At 58.2% G+C, this 15026-nt stretch carries 14 protein-coding genes and 1 pseudogene; 8 read left to right on the forward strand and 7 right to left on the reverse strand.

Going from position 1 to position 15026, the window contains the following annotated elements:
- On the reverse strand, positions 1 to 828 hold an 828-nt coding region (locus tag JaAD80_RS11355), incomplete at its 3' end, for a hypothetical protein (RefSeq protein WP_146012362.1).
- Between the two features lie 16 nt (positions 829 to 844).
- On the opposite strand from JaAD80_RS11355, the gene JaAD80_RS30305 reads away from it, so the two are divergent.
- Positions 845 to 1114: a hypothetical protein gene (locus JaAD80_RS30305; protein WP_146012363.1), complete on the forward strand. Its 270-nt coding sequence runs from the start codon at positions 845 to 847 to the stop codon at positions 1112 to 1114.
- Positions 1115 to 1216: 102 nt separating this feature from the next.
- Here JaAD80_RS30305 and tssK read toward each other — a convergent pair whose 3' ends face one another.
- On the reverse strand, positions 1217 to 2647 hold the full coding sequence (gene tssK / locus JaAD80_RS11360; protein WP_258002934.1) for a type VI secretion system baseplate subunit TssK: 1431 nt from the start codon (positions 2645 to 2647) through the stop codon (positions 1217 to 1219).
- 152 nt (positions 2648 to 2799) lie between these two features.
- Between tssK and tssF the strand changes: the two genes are divergently transcribed.
- The 7 genes from tssF to JaAD80_RS11395 all read left to right on the forward strand — a co-directional run bounded on the left by tssF (position 2800) and on the right by JaAD80_RS11395 (position 12028).
- Entirely contained in the window at positions 2800 to 4605 is a 1806-nt protein-coding gene (gene tssF, locus JaAD80_RS11365) for a type VI secretion system baseplate subunit TssF (protein ID WP_102294274.1), read from the forward strand.
- Positions 4569 to 5627 carry a type VI secretion system baseplate subunit TssG gene (gene tssG, locus JaAD80_RS11370; protein ID WP_102294275.1) on the forward strand — a complete coding sequence of 353 codons (1059 nt, stop codon included), beginning with the start codon at positions 4569 to 4571 and terminating at the stop codon, positions 5625 to 5627. The genes tssF and tssG overlap by 37 nt, the downstream gene beginning before the upstream one ends.
- Entirely contained in the window at positions 5624 to 5878 is a 255-nt protein-coding gene (locus JaAD80_RS11375; protein WP_102294276.1) for a PAAR domain-containing protein, read from the forward strand. The genes tssG and JaAD80_RS11375 overlap by 4 nt, the downstream gene beginning before the upstream one ends.
- 12 nt (positions 5879 to 5890) lie before the next feature.
- Positions 5891 to 8485: a type VI secretion system Vgr family protein gene (locus JaAD80_RS11380; RefSeq protein WP_102294277.1), complete on the forward strand. Its 2595-nt coding sequence runs from the start codon at positions 5891 to 5893 to the stop codon at positions 8483 to 8485.
- The gene (locus JaAD80_RS11385; protein ID WP_102294278.1) at positions 8482 to 10335 is read left to right on the forward strand and encodes a triacylglycerol lipase; all 1854 of its coding nucleotides are present in this window, start codon (positions 8482 to 8484) and stop codon (positions 10333 to 10335) included. The genes JaAD80_RS11380 and JaAD80_RS11385 overlap by 4 nt, the downstream gene beginning before the upstream one ends.
- 3 nt (positions 10336 to 10338) lie before the next feature.
- Entirely contained in the window at positions 10339 to 11469 is a 1131-nt protein-coding gene (locus tag JaAD80_RS30675; protein ID WP_258002935.1) for a T6SS immunity protein Tli4 family protein, read from the forward strand.
- 79 nt (positions 11470 to 11548) lie between these two features.
- Positions 11549 to 12028, forward strand: a complete 480-nt coding sequence (locus JaAD80_RS11395) for a GNAT family N-acetyltransferase (RefSeq protein WP_102294279.1) — start codon at positions 11549 to 11551, stop codon at positions 12026 to 12028.
- A 4-nt stretch (positions 12029 to 12032) separates the two neighbouring features.
- Here JaAD80_RS11395 and JaAD80_RS30680 read toward each other — a convergent pair whose 3' ends face one another.
- From JaAD80_RS30680 to JaAD80_RS31215, 5 genes and pseudogenes are all read right to left on the reverse strand, one after another.
- Positions 12033 to 12206 carry a hypothetical protein gene (locus JaAD80_RS30680; protein WP_180979385.1) on the reverse strand — a complete coding sequence of 58 codons (174 nt, stop codon included), beginning with the start codon at positions 12204 to 12206 and terminating at the stop codon, positions 12033 to 12035.
- Positions 12199 to 12576 carry a DUF2750 domain-containing protein gene (locus JaAD80_RS11400; RefSeq protein ID WP_102294280.1) on the reverse strand — a complete coding sequence of 126 codons (378 nt, stop codon included), beginning with the start codon at positions 12574 to 12576 and terminating at the stop codon, positions 12199 to 12201. The genes JaAD80_RS30680 and JaAD80_RS11400 overlap by 8 nt, the downstream gene beginning before the upstream one ends.
- A gap of 120 nt (positions 12577 to 12696) precedes the next feature.
- Positions 12697 to 13086, reverse strand: a complete 390-nt coding sequence (locus JaAD80_RS11405; protein ID WP_146012364.1) for an Imm1 family immunity protein — start codon at positions 13084 to 13086, stop codon at positions 12697 to 12699.
- The gene (locus JaAD80_RS11410; RefSeq protein WP_102294282.1) at positions 13083 to 14723 is read right to left on the reverse strand and encodes a SulP family inorganic anion transporter; all 1641 of its coding nucleotides are present in this window, start codon (positions 14721 to 14723) and stop codon (positions 13083 to 13085) included. The genes JaAD80_RS11405 and JaAD80_RS11410 overlap by 4 nt, the downstream gene beginning before the upstream one ends.
- 67 nt (positions 14724 to 14790) lie before the next feature.
- Positions 14791 to 15026: pseudogene (locus tag JaAD80_RS31215) on the reverse strand (TetR/AcrR family transcriptional regulator); the annotation flags it as partial.

Raw genomic sequence — 15026 nt, forward strand, 5'->3', positions numbered from 1 at the left:
GGCGCCGCGCGCGGCAGGCGCCTTGCCCGCCAGCACGCCCAGCGACATCTGCGCCACCTGCCGCGCGGCGTGTTCGATATGCAAAATGGAGCCGCCGAGGATGCCCTGGCCCATGCTGGCGTTGTACATGCCGAAGGCCGGCACGTTCGCCAGGCGCGCCAGCTGCCCGGAAAATTGCACGGGCGTGGCGATAGTGCCGGCCACGTCGCGGTTGACATTGCCCACCACCAGCAAGGTACCCGCCGGCAAGTGCGACACGCTGGCGCGCATCTGCGCCAGGGTCAGGTTATCCAGATACCGCATCGCCACCTTGCCCTGCCAGGCCAGCGCCGCGTGCTGCATATTGCGCTTCAAGGCCTGGTCGGCCTCGCTGGCACCCACGGCCATGGCGATGGTTTTGGTCTCGGGAAACAGCGCCATGGCCTGCGCCAGTGTGCCGGGAAAATCCACGTTCGCCTTCTGCTGCCAGATGACGCCGGTGCTGCCCGGAGGCAAAGGTTTGCCGGATGTATTAATCGCCAGCACGGGCACGCCGCGCGCCAGCGGCGCCAGCTCCGTCAGCAGATAATCAAGCGCCGGCTGCTGCATGGCAACGATCAGGTCGGCCTTGCGCCCCATCATGTGCGTGTATCTTAAAAGCAACAAATCACGCATCTCGCCGCGCAGCGCGGGGTCGCCCTGGGTGTTCAGGTTCAGGTGCTCGACCATGATGTCTTCGCTGGCCAGGCCTGCGGCCACCATGGCGGCCACGTAGGTGCGCGTGTACGATTCGACGCCGGCGCGGCCGTAATCATAGGCATTGAGGAAGAGGACGCGCTGGCCATGCAAGGGCGCGGCGGTGCTTTTGGTGCTGCTGCTGGCGTTGGTGTTTGTACTGGCTATGCTGGCTGTGCTGCTGGCGGAATCCGCCAAAACGGCCGGGGCCGCGGCAGCACATAGCGTCAACAGCAATGCGCGGCAGCAACGGCGCACCGCTGCCCTGCCCATCCCGCTACCAGGCCGCCAGCCGCCTGGCACATCACGCATCATTCGCCATGCCCATGCTCACTTTCGCCTGTCACCATGTTTCACCATCGCGCTGACTGATCAGCCACCGACACTTACAAAAACATGATAACGTCAACTGCAGGGGCAAGTCTATTGCTTCGGGCAAAGTTTTCCAACCCAGTCCACAGGACTGGGCCCGATACTGGCATGAATGAAATGCAGGCTGTGGCTATTCGGCAGCACTGCTGATGCCAAACAATTCCAGCTTCAATCCTTTTATTCCAGATGGTACATAAATTGCGATTGCCTGAGCCTTGATCATCGCATCATAAATGCTGCCCTTGTTCTCGATCGAAAAATAGTAGGTATTGGGCCGCACCGGCACCTCCGCTGGCACCTGCGCCATATGACGCAGTTCTGCCCCCGGCAATGCCCGCGCCAGCAGCAATTCGATATTATCCGGCGACGAAATTTTGAATTGCAGCGGTACCGTGGCCACCAATTCCAGCGCCGGCATATCTGCATTCACTGCCAGGCAAAGCTCCGTTTGCCGGTCGATACGCTTGGCGTCAAGCGGGCCATAATAGTGGGTGTTTTTCTGCACGTCGTTGGACAGTGGAATCGAGAAGTAACGTGACAGCAAGACAGTATCGATCAGATCACGGATGATGTAATCGAGCTTGCCAAAACCGGGGGCGGCATCTTCGTGCCGGTACATCGGCAGGTCGCCCAGCGTGTATTTTCTGGAAAATGTCATCAGCCCGCCGGCCAGAGCCATCATTTTCTCAAACAGATATACGGGATGGTGGCGCCGGTAACTGGCGCAATGACTTAGCGCGGCACTGGCCGTGCTCAATGTGTTGAGCATCCAGAACGACGAGGCATCGCCACCATGAAATTCCACCGTATTTTTACCGGGCTGACGGTGACGGCTATATAGCGCTTCAATTTTCGCACCCATGCGTTCGATCAGCGCGTCGAGCATTTTTTGCAGCGCGGGTTCTGCGCTGGTCGTCAGGCAAGGTGGAATGAAGGAGGTGTCGATATCAAAGCTTCCATTACCGCCACGGTGCAAGCGTACGAGTGGAATGGCAAGGTAGTCATGCAGCGGATCCAGTTGCGACAGCAGATAGACGCGCTTCTTCAGATAGGCCACGTCTATGCTGACCGCCTCGCTATACAAATCCGGCGTTTCGATATCCGCCTGAGCATACCGCGCGCCCGCGGAACTGACATTTCCGCCATGCGCCTGCATGGCTGGCAGCGCGGCATAAAAAGTAAAACTGTGTTCGTCCGGCGGCAATTTGGACAGGTCTATGGCACTCGGCAAGGCATCACTGAGCGGAGCTTCACAAATCTCTCCATCCTGAAATACCAGTGACATGGTATCGGCACGCAAGCTATTGTTGGCAAGCGCATCCCTATTCCAGGTGACGGCATGCACGCCCCACAAATGTGGATTAATCAGGGAAACCAGCCGTTGCAAGCGCGCCTCGTGATAGCGGTCCAGTTGCTGGAATTGCTGCGGGCCGATGGCCAGACCCTCGACCAAAGTAATTTTGCTGGCAAAGTCATTGCGCTCTCCATGGTAACCATTGGAATCTTCCTGCCTTGCCAGTCTGATGTTGCCAGCTTGAAAGCCCTTGATCTTGCGCAGCAACGCGGTTCAATTATTTGCGCAAACGCAATTTACTTCCGCACAAACACTCGGATACTGGCCATTCCGCAGAAAAATACCCAGGAGATTCCCATGTCCCCACACGACGTGCCGGTAATGCGCAACGCCACGCTGTGTGACTGGGCAAAATAGAGATGGACGATTTACTGCCCTATTTCGAGCGCGAGTTGGTCATGCTGCGGCGCCATTGCAGGGAGTTCTCCGAACGCTATCCGCGCATTGCCGGCAAACTGCAAATGTCCGGCGAGTCCTGCGAAGACCCGCACGTGGAGCACTTGATCGAATCGGTTGCCATGCTGGCAGCACGTATCTCGAAAAGGCTCGATGACGACTATCCGCAATTTACTGAAGCGTTGCTGGAAGCGCTATTTCCTCATTATCTGCGCCCTTTTCCATCATGCGCCATTGTCCAGCTGTCCGCACCGGCGCCTGATGCAGGGCTGCTACACCTGCCCGCCGGCAGCGAAATGGACTCGGTTCCCGTGCACGGTGTGCGCTGTCGCTTCAAGACAGTCTACGAAGTAAGCACGGGTGCATCGGTGCTGGAAAATGCGACTTTCGATGCCATGATCAAGGCACCGCCAGGCGTGCGCCTGCCGGCGTCGGTTAGCTCCTCGCTCAACATCAGTATCTGCCATCTCGACGCGGCGCCTGCGACGCTGCGCATTTTCATCGACGGTGAACCGTCCTTTTCCGCTGTTCTGCGCGATGCCTTGTTCACGCGCACAGCCTGCGCTTTTGTTTCAACCGACGCAGGAGCATGGTTCGCCTTGCCCAGCATCCCCGTGGCGCCAGTTGGCTTCGCCGATGCGGAAGCATTGATACCTTTCGGCGCACGTTCACAGCCGGCCTACCGCCTCCTCGGCGAGTATTTCGCGTATCCGGAAAAATTCAATTTCTTTGATATCGCCGTTACCGAAATGAGCCGCGCCCTGCCGCTCGGCTGCCAGCGCGTCACCCTGCATCTATGCATGGCGGGTTTACGGCCCGATTCCGATAGCGCACGCATGCTGGCCAGCCTGTGCGGCGACAACTTGCGGCTGGGCTGCAGCCCGGCGGTCAATCTATTTCGCCAGGAAGGCGTCCCGATCGCCGTCACGCGGCAGAAAACCGACTACTCCGTGCTGGCCCACGCCACCCACGCACATGGCTATGAAGTATTCAGCGTGGATGCGGTGCACATGCTGCGTCAACGGGGAGGCGAAAGCACCCTCACCGAATTTCGGCCGCCGTACAGCCTGCGCCATGGCGAGGGCGCTGCACAACAAGGCCATTACTGGGTCATGCGCCACGATGCGGCGCTTGCCATCAACAGTCCAGGCCATGAAAAAAGAATGACATTGGTTGACGGCGACTTCAATCCATTGATCAATGAAAAGGCCAGCTTGTCGCTGTCGCTGACATGCAGCAACCGGGATCTCCCGCTTGCGCTCAAATACGGCCAGCCGCAAGGAGACTTGCAGCCATGCGGCGGCGGGCCGCCACTGCAACTTCTGCGGCGTCCGAGCCAGCCAAGGCGCCTCTCGCCAGGCGCGGGCCTGCACTGGCGCCTGATTTCACACCTGGCGCTGAACCACCATTCGCTGATCCAGGAAGGCTTGCCAGCGCTGCGAGAACTGCTGACGCTGTATGACCTGTCGCAATCAGCCACGTCGCAGCGCCAGATCAGCGGCATCGTCGCACTGGCGCACTTGCCGACGACGACGTGGCTGCGGCACAAGCGCGGCACCTCCTTGGCACATGGCGTGGAAGTCCGTATCACACTCGACGAGGAAGCGTTCATCGGCAGCGGCATGCATCTGTTTGTCCAGGTCATCGACCACTTCCTTGGACTCTACGTACAAATCAACAGTTTTATTGAGCTGGTGGTGCTGTCCATGCAAAGCGGAGAGGAGCTGATCCGATGCAAACCAAGAAGTGGACTGCAGAATCTGGTGTAGTCCGGCACTTGCTGGCCGAACCGTACCGCTATCAATTCGTGCAGGCGATACGTATTCTGCTGTGCTGCTTACGTCAGCAGAATGTCCCGCATCGGCAAGCGTTCAGCCAGGTGCTGCGCTTCACGAACAGCTTGTCCCTGCGTTTTCCGGCCAGTGAAATCGAACGGCTGTCGCTTGACGAAAGCGGGCAAATCACCATGGTGCCGACGTTCATGAGCTTTCTAGGCGTCAGCGGCACTTTGCCTCTGCACCACTCCGAGCGCATCAATGCGTATCGTTTGTCAACGAAAGACGCCGGAGTATCGGCCTTCCTTGACATTTTTTCGCACCGCATGGTGTCGCTATTTTGCCAGGCGTGGGAAAAATATCGCACCGAATCGTCGTTCGAGACCCATGGAAAAGACCAGCAATTACCGTTACTGATGGCACTCGCAGGCGTGCAAGCCCATGCCCTGCCGTCAAACAGCGAGCCGGGTGCCGTGATGCCGGATGTCGCAGGATGGTACGCGGGCCTGCTGCGCTGTCGCCCCGTTTGCGCGCAAGCAGTCGGCCGTGTGCTGGCCGAGTATTTCGATGTCCCGGTCACATTGGAACAATTTGTCGGCGGCTGGGACCATCTCGAAAAGAACCGGCGCAGCCTGCTAGGCAGCAGCAACTTCACCCTGGCGCGCGGCGCCACACTTGGCGGGCGTCTATGGCGCCATGACAGGCGAGTATGCCTGCATATCGGTCCCCTGGATCCAGCCGGAATGCAACGCTTCCTGCCACGCAGCACGGCTGCCGCTGCCCTGGCAAGAATGCTGACCTTGTTTGGCGTGCCTGACCTCGAGTATGAAATTCGGCTGATATTGAGTCCACCCTGCATTACAGCCCTTGTCCTGCACGCCCAGCCAGAGCAGCGGCGGCGCCTGGGCTGGAGCACATTCTTGCATACCCCACGAAGCAAACCGCGCAGTGCAGAAGTACGCTATCTATTGCCACTGCCTTCAACACTCCATGCAGCGAAAGCGAGACAGCCATGAAACATCAGGGACGCGGTGTCATCCGGCTCGGCGACGCAACCGACCACGGCGGAAAAGTGAGCAGCGCATCGTCCGGCAGCACGATCATGGGAAAGGCCGCTGCGCTGGCCGATGACATGACCATCTGTCCCAAGTGCAAAGGCAGCTTCCCGATCACGCCTGACGGTGCGGGTGCAAGACACATGGGCAAACCGTACGCCTATGATGGTGACACCACCGCCTGCGGCGCCCGCTTGATTACATCGTTATAACGGAGGCAGGCCATGCACGCAAGCATTCAGGCGGCATTGTCCGTCTTCGACCTTGCCGCGCAAGAGCGGCGACTGCTGAGGATAGATTTCCCCCATGGCGACGGACCGGCCGGTGCCATCCTGCTGGTTAATTCCCTGACGGCCAGGGAAGAGCTATCACGCGACTTCCGCTGCGACGCCGAATTGCTGTCCGATGATGCGCATATTGGCCTCAAGTCCATGATGGGGCGCATGGTGACCATATCGATGGTGCGCGATGATGGAACACTGCGCCACTTCAACGGCTACGTAGGCGAATTTTCTCTGCTGCGCGCCGATGGTGGCTTTGCCTGGTACCGCGTGGTGCTGCAACCATGGCTGGCATTCGCACGCCTACGCCAGGACAACGTGTCCTTTCACGGTCAGAGCCTGATGCAGCTGACCGAAACGACCTTTGCACATTACGAGCAGCGCGACTGGAAAACATGTTTGCATGGCGACGATCCTCAACTCAGCTGTGCCAACCAGCACAACGAAACGGATTACAACCACCTGCACCGGCGCTGGGAAGCCCTTGGCTGGCACTACTGGTACGAGCACCGCGCCGATGGCCACACGCTATGGCTCGCAGACAACAGTACGCTGGCCGACATGCTCCAGACAGCGAATGGCGATGGCGCCATCCGTTTTCATTCCGAATCGGGGTCGAAGGAAGATGATGGTCTGAAACAGTGGCTAGCCGTGCGACGACTAGGCTCCGGACAACTGACCTTGGCCAGTTTTGATTATAAAAACCCTAGACCACATCTTGCCAGCGGCTACTCGCTGAATCGCCAGGGAGATGTATTTGCCCATGAACTGTATGAAAATACGGGCGCTTATGGCTACAAGAATGTCGATGACGGAGAATCTCTGGCACAGCGCCGCATGGAGGAAAGCGACCACCTGCGCCAGTATTTCGAGGCAGGTGGCAATCATCGTGGTGTGCAGCCAGGATTTTGCTTCCGGCTCGATGGGCACTTCAGTGCCGAGGAAAAACGCTACCAGCCAGGCCAGGAGCGCCCGGACAGTATCGCCGAACGCGAATATCTGATTATCTCGGTTGAGCATATTGCCAGCAATAACTACCAGGCGAGTTCAAGCGCGCCCTCGCACTATGCAAACAAGCTCGTTTGCGTGCGCAGGGATATCCGCTGGCGTCCCGGCCGCGGCTACAACAGCACGCCGTGTGTGGTTGCCGGCGTGCAGACGGCGCTGGTGGTCGGTCCAGCCGGGGAGGAAATCCATACCGATGCACTGGGGCGTGTCCGGCTGCAATTTCACTGGGACCGCCTGGGTGAATTTGACGAACGCAGTTCGCCATGGATACGCGTCATGATGCCGATGGCGGGCCAGCAACTGGGGCACATTGCGTTGCCGCGCGTGGGCCAGGAAGTCGTCGTGCAATTCCAGGACGGGAATATCGACCATCCTATCGTCATCGGCACGGTCTACAACAGCGCCAATCCGCCGCCATGGCAACTGCCGCAACAGCGCGCCCTGTCCGGCTTGCGCAGCCGTGAACTGGGCGCCCGTAGCGCCAACCACCTTGTACTCGACGATACCAAGGCATCGATCCAGGCACAGTTGCGCAGTGGCCATCAGGACAGCCGCCTATCACTAGGCAATATCACGCGTATCGACGACAACGCTGGCCGCAAGGAAGCACGCGGTGAAGGCTTTGAATTGTCCAGCAGCGCCTGGGGCGCCCTGCGCGCAGCCAAGGGCATGCTGATCACCACCGAAGCGCCGGCAGGCGGCGGCTCGGTCAAGCAACTCGACGAAACACATGCTCGATTGGCGCAAGCGCGGCAGCTGCAGCAAGGACTGGCCAGCATGGCGGTGGATGCCGGCGCGCAAGACAGCGCCAGCCAGCAGGGCGCGGTAGCGGAGGCCATGCAACGGCAAAATGCCGCCATCAAGGGTGCGGCCGGCGATTTCCCGGAATTGTCCGAGCCACATCTGCTGCTGGCCAGCCCTGCCGGTATCGAGCTGAGTACGGCCCAGTCGATTCACCTGGCCGCCAGCGACCATGTGGCACTGAGCAGCAGCAAGCATATATCACTCGCCAGCGGCGACAGCGTCTTTGCCAGCATCGCAAAAACCTTCAGCCTGTTCGTGCACAAGGCTGGCATGAAACTGATCGCGGCCAGCGGCAAGGTATCCATCCAGGCGCATAGCGACGAGGTGGAAATCCTCGCCCATAAAGTGCTGTCGCTGATCAGCGAGGCGGACTGGGTCAACATCAAGGGCAAGAAAGGCGTACGCCTGCACGGCGCCAACCACATGCTGGAAATCAGCGACAAGGTGCAATTTTTTACCTCATCACCTGTGCTATTCAACGGCAACCTGGAAACCCTGGCGCCGAAGAGTGTTTCGCAGGAATTTAATGAGCGGCCACACAGCAGTTTCGATCAGGAGGTCTTGCTAGTGAATGCCGACGATACGCCGGCCGTTGGCGTTGCTTTTGAACTCCTGCGCGATGACGGCAACATGGCTGGCAAAAGCGCGGAAGACGGTTCCACACTACTACAAAAATCCACTGGCATGGATAGTTACATCATTCGCTATAAGGGAGAACTGCCATGAGCAAATGTGATGACTTGAATAATCGAGGCAATCATCCCGCGAAGTTTAGTCAGGGCGTCGGCGGCTGGGCAGAACTCGCCGTTTCGATGACGGAAACAAAGGATACCGCGCGACATGACGTCACCCTACCGCCAGGCAAGGTAATTCCTGTCATTTTCTTGCCAGGCGTGATGGGTAGCAATCTAAGGATGAGCAAGGTTCGCCAAGAAGAATTGCGCCGTCCAGACAATCGGGCGTGGCGGCCAGACGATATGATGGGTGCGGGAGGCAAGACGGCTGTCCTCACAGGCAATGGCTTGGGTGGCTGGTTCAAAGATGCGTCGCCACGGCAGCGTCAATTGGTGTTTGATCCAAATGAAACCGAAGTCGAGTACTACCATTACACCGAAAGCAACAGTCGTTTTGATCCAGATGGCGCGGAGACCAAGGCTGCAGATGCACGGCATCAAAATGTGCCGGACAGCTTTACACCTATTCCTCCTTTAATGGGAAGCAACAGGATCGCGACAACAACACGCCCAAATCAAGGTAAGGCCTGCTCATATCAAAGCCCAGCACAAATAGCCCGTTGGCGAGGATGGAGTGAAGTGTTATTTGCTGGTGCGTACGGGACAATGTTGCAGACAGCCGAATTGCATCTCAATAACTTGATTTCCGACAGGAGGCCACATCCTGTCTGGCGTCAACCGAGTGGTCTTGGCGCACTGCTTTTGCAAGATCCCAAAAATTTTGGTGCATCTTCTGGCAAAGCCATTACCGTCAGCGATTTAAAGAAAATTTCTCCTTGTTGGTACCCGGTGCATGCGATGGGCTACAACTTTATCAAGAGCAATGGGGTATCCGCCGTCACTATTGCAGAGCGACTGCGCGGCCTGGTCAAAGGCTACCAGGAACGCGGATTCAAATGTAACGAAGTCATCATCGTCACGCATAGCATGGGGGGCTTGCTGGCCCGTGCATTGATACACCCCAGCTATGGGAAGATGCTTGATGATAAAGATGTGAAAATTCTGGGCATTTATCACAACGTGATGCCAACCATTGGTGCCGCAGGGGCATATAAACGCATGCGTTTTGGTTTTCAGGAAAGAGAAAGCTCCATAGCAGAAATAGAGGCCAGCATTCTGGGCATCGACGGTATACATGCTACCGCCATTCTGGCTAACGCACCAGCGCCACTGGAAATGTTGCCAGGTGCGGCATATGGCCAGAATTGGCTGAAAATTGTAGATGCGCAGGATAAAGTTTTATGGAGCTGGCCTCGTGATAAGGCAACTGCACTGGAAAGCATTTACCTTCAACCAGCCAATGCGTGGTGGAGGCTAATCAATCCTAAATGGGTAAATCCCGCAGACCTCACTTATGAAAAAGGTGGAGGTATAGAAAGAACAATGGAGAGAATAAAACACGCCTCAAAATTTCTGTCGTCCATAGAGAAAAATTTCCACCAAAACACTTATGCAAGCTATTGTGCTTCCCGAAATTTTTTAAGTTACGGCGATGTCGTATTTAAATTAATTGACGGTCTTCACAGCGGCTCTAACGATCCGTGGAATAAATTTGAGCCGCTACCTGAAAAATGGAAATTACTTGAAGATGATAGCAAGGGGCAACTCCTCGTCCAGGCCGGAGGAAAAAACTTAAAATTAAAGCTACAGCCAGCCAGTGCGCACGGTGATGGGACAGTACCATCAGACCGTTCTGCCCGGCACATTACGGGTACACTTTTCGTACATGGCGCGGCCGAAGAAAACGGTTATGAGCATCAAAACAGCTACGCCGATATAAATGTCATGGCATCTATGCTGTATTCCATCGTACAAATTGCCAAGACTGCAAAATGGGATTAACCCATGAATAATAAGATAAAGAAAACAATTTTTCTCACGATCACAGTTATTGCGATGGGATTCCTATCGGCCTACGCGAAAAAAAATTCAGTCAAGGAGATCATAGTGCCTGAAAATTTCAAACTCAGCAAACGTCTGGAAACACTATTTTTAAAAACAAAAATTGTATGCTTCGGGCGCTATGCCCTAGAGGTTCCGCAAGAAGCACAACTCATATCAGGAGGAACAACAATTCTTTCAGAAATTAAAACCATACCAGGCGGAGTGACAGAAAAAAACAAACGCATTGCAGAAGAAATTGAAAAAATAAAAAAAAATAGCCAAACCTCTGAAATTACATACAATGGAAAAGGTCCCATAGAAAATAGCTGGCAACTTCAATACTATGATGGAGAATTCTCCAAAGAAGATGGGCGTTTAATCTTCAAGACCTACGCCATAAAAGGAAACCATATATTCATTCTTGACGGATCAACACGAAAAGGTGAAACAATAGCAGACTCCATAGGGAATCAAATGGTCCGCACTAATAACTTACGCCTGCGCGATGAAAATGAAGTTCCCAAGGAACCTGGTTATTGCGTCAAAAATGGCTTTATGAGTGACAACAAATATGATAGCCAGGAAATGGCGGATGCCGGCCTGTATTTCCCCAGCTTGCCAGACGTTACTTTTTCCATTACATCGAATAAAAATGCCTACGGCGACTATCCTCCTGCTGAATATGAGGCAAAGGTACGTGGGGAATTATCATTACTTGCCCGCATCCAGCGGGCGAAAGACCAGCAAGGCAAGAACTATCCCCCTCGCACCTTACTGCGCGAAGGCAAGCGTGACGTGCAGCACTGGCATGGCGAGGAGTCGTTAATACGGCGTACCGATGGAGTGCATGACTTTGAATGGACACTGGTGGGTACGCCGCGCGATATCGCCTATCCAGCGGTATTGGAAGCATCCATGTACACCAAAGTCGCCCACAACATGGTCGGTGCCGCCGAAGCTGCATCGCTCACCGACGAAGAAGCGATTGCCTTGTGGGACAAGCTGCTCTCCGGCCTGAAGTTCCGCGTCAAAGTGCCCGGGGCGCCGCCCGGTTCCTACTATATCGATCCGGACAAGCCTGCACAGCAGTGAGCTGGAAAAACGCACCCGTCCTGGCGTGACGCAATCTGCTGCGCTAGCATGGCCTTTTTTCCCGGAAACCATCCCAACCATGCCCATCACCCTGCGCCCCGCCCTGCCCGCCGACATCGACTCCCTGTGGGCCTTGCGCACGGTGGCCGTGCGCGTCAGCTGCGCCACGCATTATGCGGCGGAGCAAATTACTGTGTGGACGGCGTCGCCCGTGCCGGACGCATATGCCGCCATGCTGGCTGCGGGTGGCGGCATCGTGGCGATGCAGGACGAGGCTATTGCCGGCTACGCCATGCTGGATGTAGATAAACATGAAATAGACGCAGTCTTTGTCGATCCAACTCACGCGGGACTCGGCATCGGCAAGCGCCTGCTGGCGGCGCTGGAGCAACTGGCGCGCAGGCGCGGCATTGCTCGCCTACACCTGTCCGCGTCGCTGAACGCCGTGCCGTTCTACCGGGCCGCCGGCTTTGTCGCCTTGCGCGAGGAAGCATATGCACACCCCAGCGGCATCAGCCTGGCCAGTGTGGCAATGGAAAAGGCGCTGGCGGCCGCCTGAACCTTCAGTCTTTGCTAGCGGCAGCTTCGGACTCGGCCAGGCATTGCTGCAGTTTCGCGATCAGGGCGCGCATTTCCTCATCGCCAAGGTCCAGCGGGTCGCCCTGCGCGTCGACGGCGATCAGGCAAATGGACGAGCCGTCGCACCAGGCATCCAGGCGCTCTTCTTGATTACTCATATTGTGCGGTTTCATCTCGCAGGTCGGCAAGCAGATCAGCAGGCGCCGCGACGCTGGCGCTGCATTGCGGCACCGGGAACACGGAAGCCAGCTGGCCATTGCGCGCCATGCCGGGCAGCCATTTGTTCAAAAAATCGTCGAGCGCGATGGCGCGTGGCTGGAAGTTCGCCCAGTCGCCGCTGGCGCACGCTTGCGCAAATGCGGCTTCCGGCCCGAATGGTATCGCCACCTTGCCATCGGCTTGTGCCGTCGCCCAGCCATCGTGGTACAAACCCCAGACTTCTTGCGTATCGGCGACCTTGCGCACGCAATAGTCGTAGCGCTGCTGCGCCGGCAACCGGGTCACCTGTCTGATTTTTTCAGGATGCACGGTGTTCCCCTACCCCGTCCCATACGCGCAACTCCAGCCCGCACCAGCCCGTCACCATGTCGAGGACGTCGAGCGCGGCCAGCAAATCAGTGTCGCTCTCGACAGTGACCGTTTGCGGCATCAATCCGCATCCCAGGCGATGGCATTCGGTCGCGCGCCGCCTGCCTTGAAAAACGCGATGAAGGCTTGCTCGCAGCCCGCCACATCCACGCACCACGCCTCCGGATATTCATCCACCTGGCCGTTGCTCAGCAGGTAGCTGCAGCCGCCCTGCGCCTCTTCGTCGCCCAGCGAATGGTAGCTGAGGTCGTCCTGCCCCGACAGATACATCAGCCAGGCATTGCCGCCATTGCGCAGCATGCACAAGGCCGGGCCTTGCTCCGCATCCTCGGCCATGGTCAGCCACAGCTCGCATTGCGCCAGGGCGCGCGCCTGCAGCAGCGCCTGTTCCAGCGCGGGGATGCTGTCCACCACGCGCGGCTCGCCGTGCAGATTGAGTTCCATCGTCATGCCTTCTCTCCACTTAAATCAGCCGTTGCCAGCGCCGTGCTCAGGTACAGCTTGCCGCTGAGGTCATGCAGCAGGCTGCTCTGGCGCAGCCGGTCCATCACGGGTCCTTTCACTTCGGCCAGGTTCAGGCTGATGCCACGCTTGGCCAGAGCGCTGTTCAGCTCAATCAAGCCCAGCAAGGCCGTGCTGTCGATCTGATTGACGGCCGACAAGACCAGCACCAGGTGGCGCGCCGTCGGATGACCGCGCAACTCGTCTTCCACGCGCTCCGTGACGGCTTCGACATTGCCGAAGAACAGGCCCGCATCGATGCGCAGCAACAAGACTTCCGGCAAGGTTTTCGCTTCATAGCGCTCCACGTTACGGAAGTGCTCGCTATTCGGGATACGCCCCAGCACGGCGATGTGCGGGCGGCTGGCGCGCCAGATCAGGGTGCCCATCGACAACAGCACGCCGATCACCACGCCCGCTTCCACGCCCAGCAGCAGCACGCCGGCCGTCGTCGCCAGCAGGGCCAGCGCATCGCTGCGGTCGTAGCGCCACGACAGTTTCAAGGTATCCCAGTCCAGCAGGCTGGCCACGGCAAAGATGATGGTGGCAGCCAGCACGGGCAGCGGCAGCAGGGCCAGCCAGCCCGTGGGCGCCACCAGCGCCAGCGCCAGCAAGCCCGCCGTGATGATGCTGGCCAGGGGCGTATTCGCGCCTGCCTGGAAATTGACGGCCGAGCGGGAAATGGAACCTGTCACGGGAAAACCGCCCGACAGCGCGCTGGCCACGTTGGCCGCGCCCAGGCCCAGCAGTTCGCGGTTGGTGTGCAGTTTTTCACCGCGCTTCTGCGCCAGGGTCTGCGCGGCGGACATGCTCATCAAAAAGACGATGAAGGCGATCAGCAGTCCCGGCGACAGCAGGGTGCGCCAGTGGGCGCCGGAGGTGGCCAGGTTCAGGCCCGGCAAGCCGCTGGGCACGTGGCCCGTCGTCTGCACGCCCATGCTGTCCAGGCCACAATATGTGACCAGGCCGATGCCGGCAAGCACCAGCGCCATCGGCGCCAGGCGCGCGCCGACATCGGCGGCCACCTTGTTCAGGCCGCAGCGCTGCAGCAGGCGCGACAGATAGCGTTTCGCCAGCCACAGGAAAGCCAGGCTGGACAGTCCCAGCGCAAGGCTGGGCGTGTGCCAGTGGGGCCAGGTGGCGCCCAGCAGCGGCGTGATCTGCCCCCATATGATCAGGATCGCGGCGCCGTTGCTGAAACCGCTGATCACGGGACGCGACAGAAAACTGGCCATGAAACCCAGGCGCAGCACGCCGCACAGCAGCAGGACGATGCCGCTGATGAAGGCCAGTTGGGCGGCCAGCACGATATACAGGGAAGAGCCGGGGTCGGCCAGCGGCGCCAGGGCGGCGGCCGTCATCAGCGAGACGATGGCCATCGGACCCACCGATTGCGTCATGCTGCTGCCGAACACCGCGTACAGCACGGGCGGCAAGATGCTGGCGTAGATGCCGACCACGGGAGGCAAACCGGCCACCAGCGCGTAGGCCATGCCTTGCGGCACCATCATCATGGCGACAACGATACCGGCAGTAATGTCCCCGGCCAACAGAGGACGCCGGTATTGCCTGAGCCAAAGCAGCATGATTAATCCTGAATTCTGAAAACCGAAGCCTATCATGCGACGAGGCCGGCTGACAGGGGCGATGTGTTCAGTCTTGCAGCAATTGCGCCTTCACGGCGCCCAAGATTTCCTGCGACAGGGCGTCGTCATCGATGGAGCGGGCCAGCACCATGGCGCCCACCATGGCGGAAAACGTGGCGATGGCCTGCTGGCGCCGCTGTTCCGGCGTGGCATCGGCAGTAGCATCGGGCATCAACTCCTCGAGCATGGCGAACTGCTGCCGCGTGGCGTGCGTAAAGGCGGGGCGCGCGCCGGGCGACATGC

The organism is Janthinobacterium sp. AD80, assembly GCF_002878455.1.
Classification (GTDB): domain Bacteria; phylum Pseudomonadota; class Gammaproteobacteria; order Burkholderiales; family Burkholderiaceae_D; genus Janthinobacterium.

What these genes read in the sequence shown, in the direction of transcription:
- JaAD80_RS11380 (WP_102294277.1), top strand. Translation starts at nt 5,891, where the DNA reads ATGCACGCAAGCATTCAGGCGGCATTGTCCGTCTTCGACCTTGCCGCG.
- JaAD80_RS30675 (WP_258002935.1), top strand. Translation starts at nt 10,339, where the DNA reads ATGAATAATAAGATAAAGAAAACAATTTTTCTCACGATCACAGTTATT.
- JaAD80_RS11410 (WP_102294282.1), bottom strand. Translation starts at nt 14,723, where the DNA reads ATGCTGCTTTGGCTCAGGCAATACCGGCGTCCTCTGTTGGCCGGGGAC.
- JaAD80_RS30680 (WP_180979385.1), bottom strand. Translation starts at nt 12,206, where the DNA reads ATGAGTAATCAAGAAGAGCGCCTGGATGCCTGGTGCGACGGCTCGTCC.
- tssG (WP_102294275.1), top strand. Translation starts at nt 4,569, where the DNA reads ATGCAAACCAAGAAGTGGACTGCAGAATCTGGTGTAGTCCGGCACTTG.
- JaAD80_RS11395 (WP_102294279.1), top strand. Translation starts at nt 11,549, where the DNA reads ATGCCCATCACCCTGCGCCCCGCCCTGCCCGCCGACATCGACTCCCTG.
- tssF (WP_102294274.1), top strand. Translation starts at nt 2,800, where the DNA reads ATGGACGATTTACTGCCCTATTTCGAGCGCGAGTTGGTCATGCTGCGG.
- JaAD80_RS11385 (WP_102294278.1), top strand. Translation starts at nt 8,482, where the DNA reads ATGAGCAAATGTGATGACTTGAATAATCGAGGCAATCATCCCGCGAAG.
- JaAD80_RS11375 (WP_102294276.1), top strand. Translation starts at nt 5,624, where the DNA reads ATGAAACATCAGGGACGCGGTGTCATCCGGCTCGGCGACGCAACCGAC.
- JaAD80_RS11405 (WP_146012364.1), bottom strand. Translation starts at nt 13,086, where the DNA reads ATGACGATGGAACTCAATCTGCACGGCGAGCCGCGCGTGGTGGACAGC.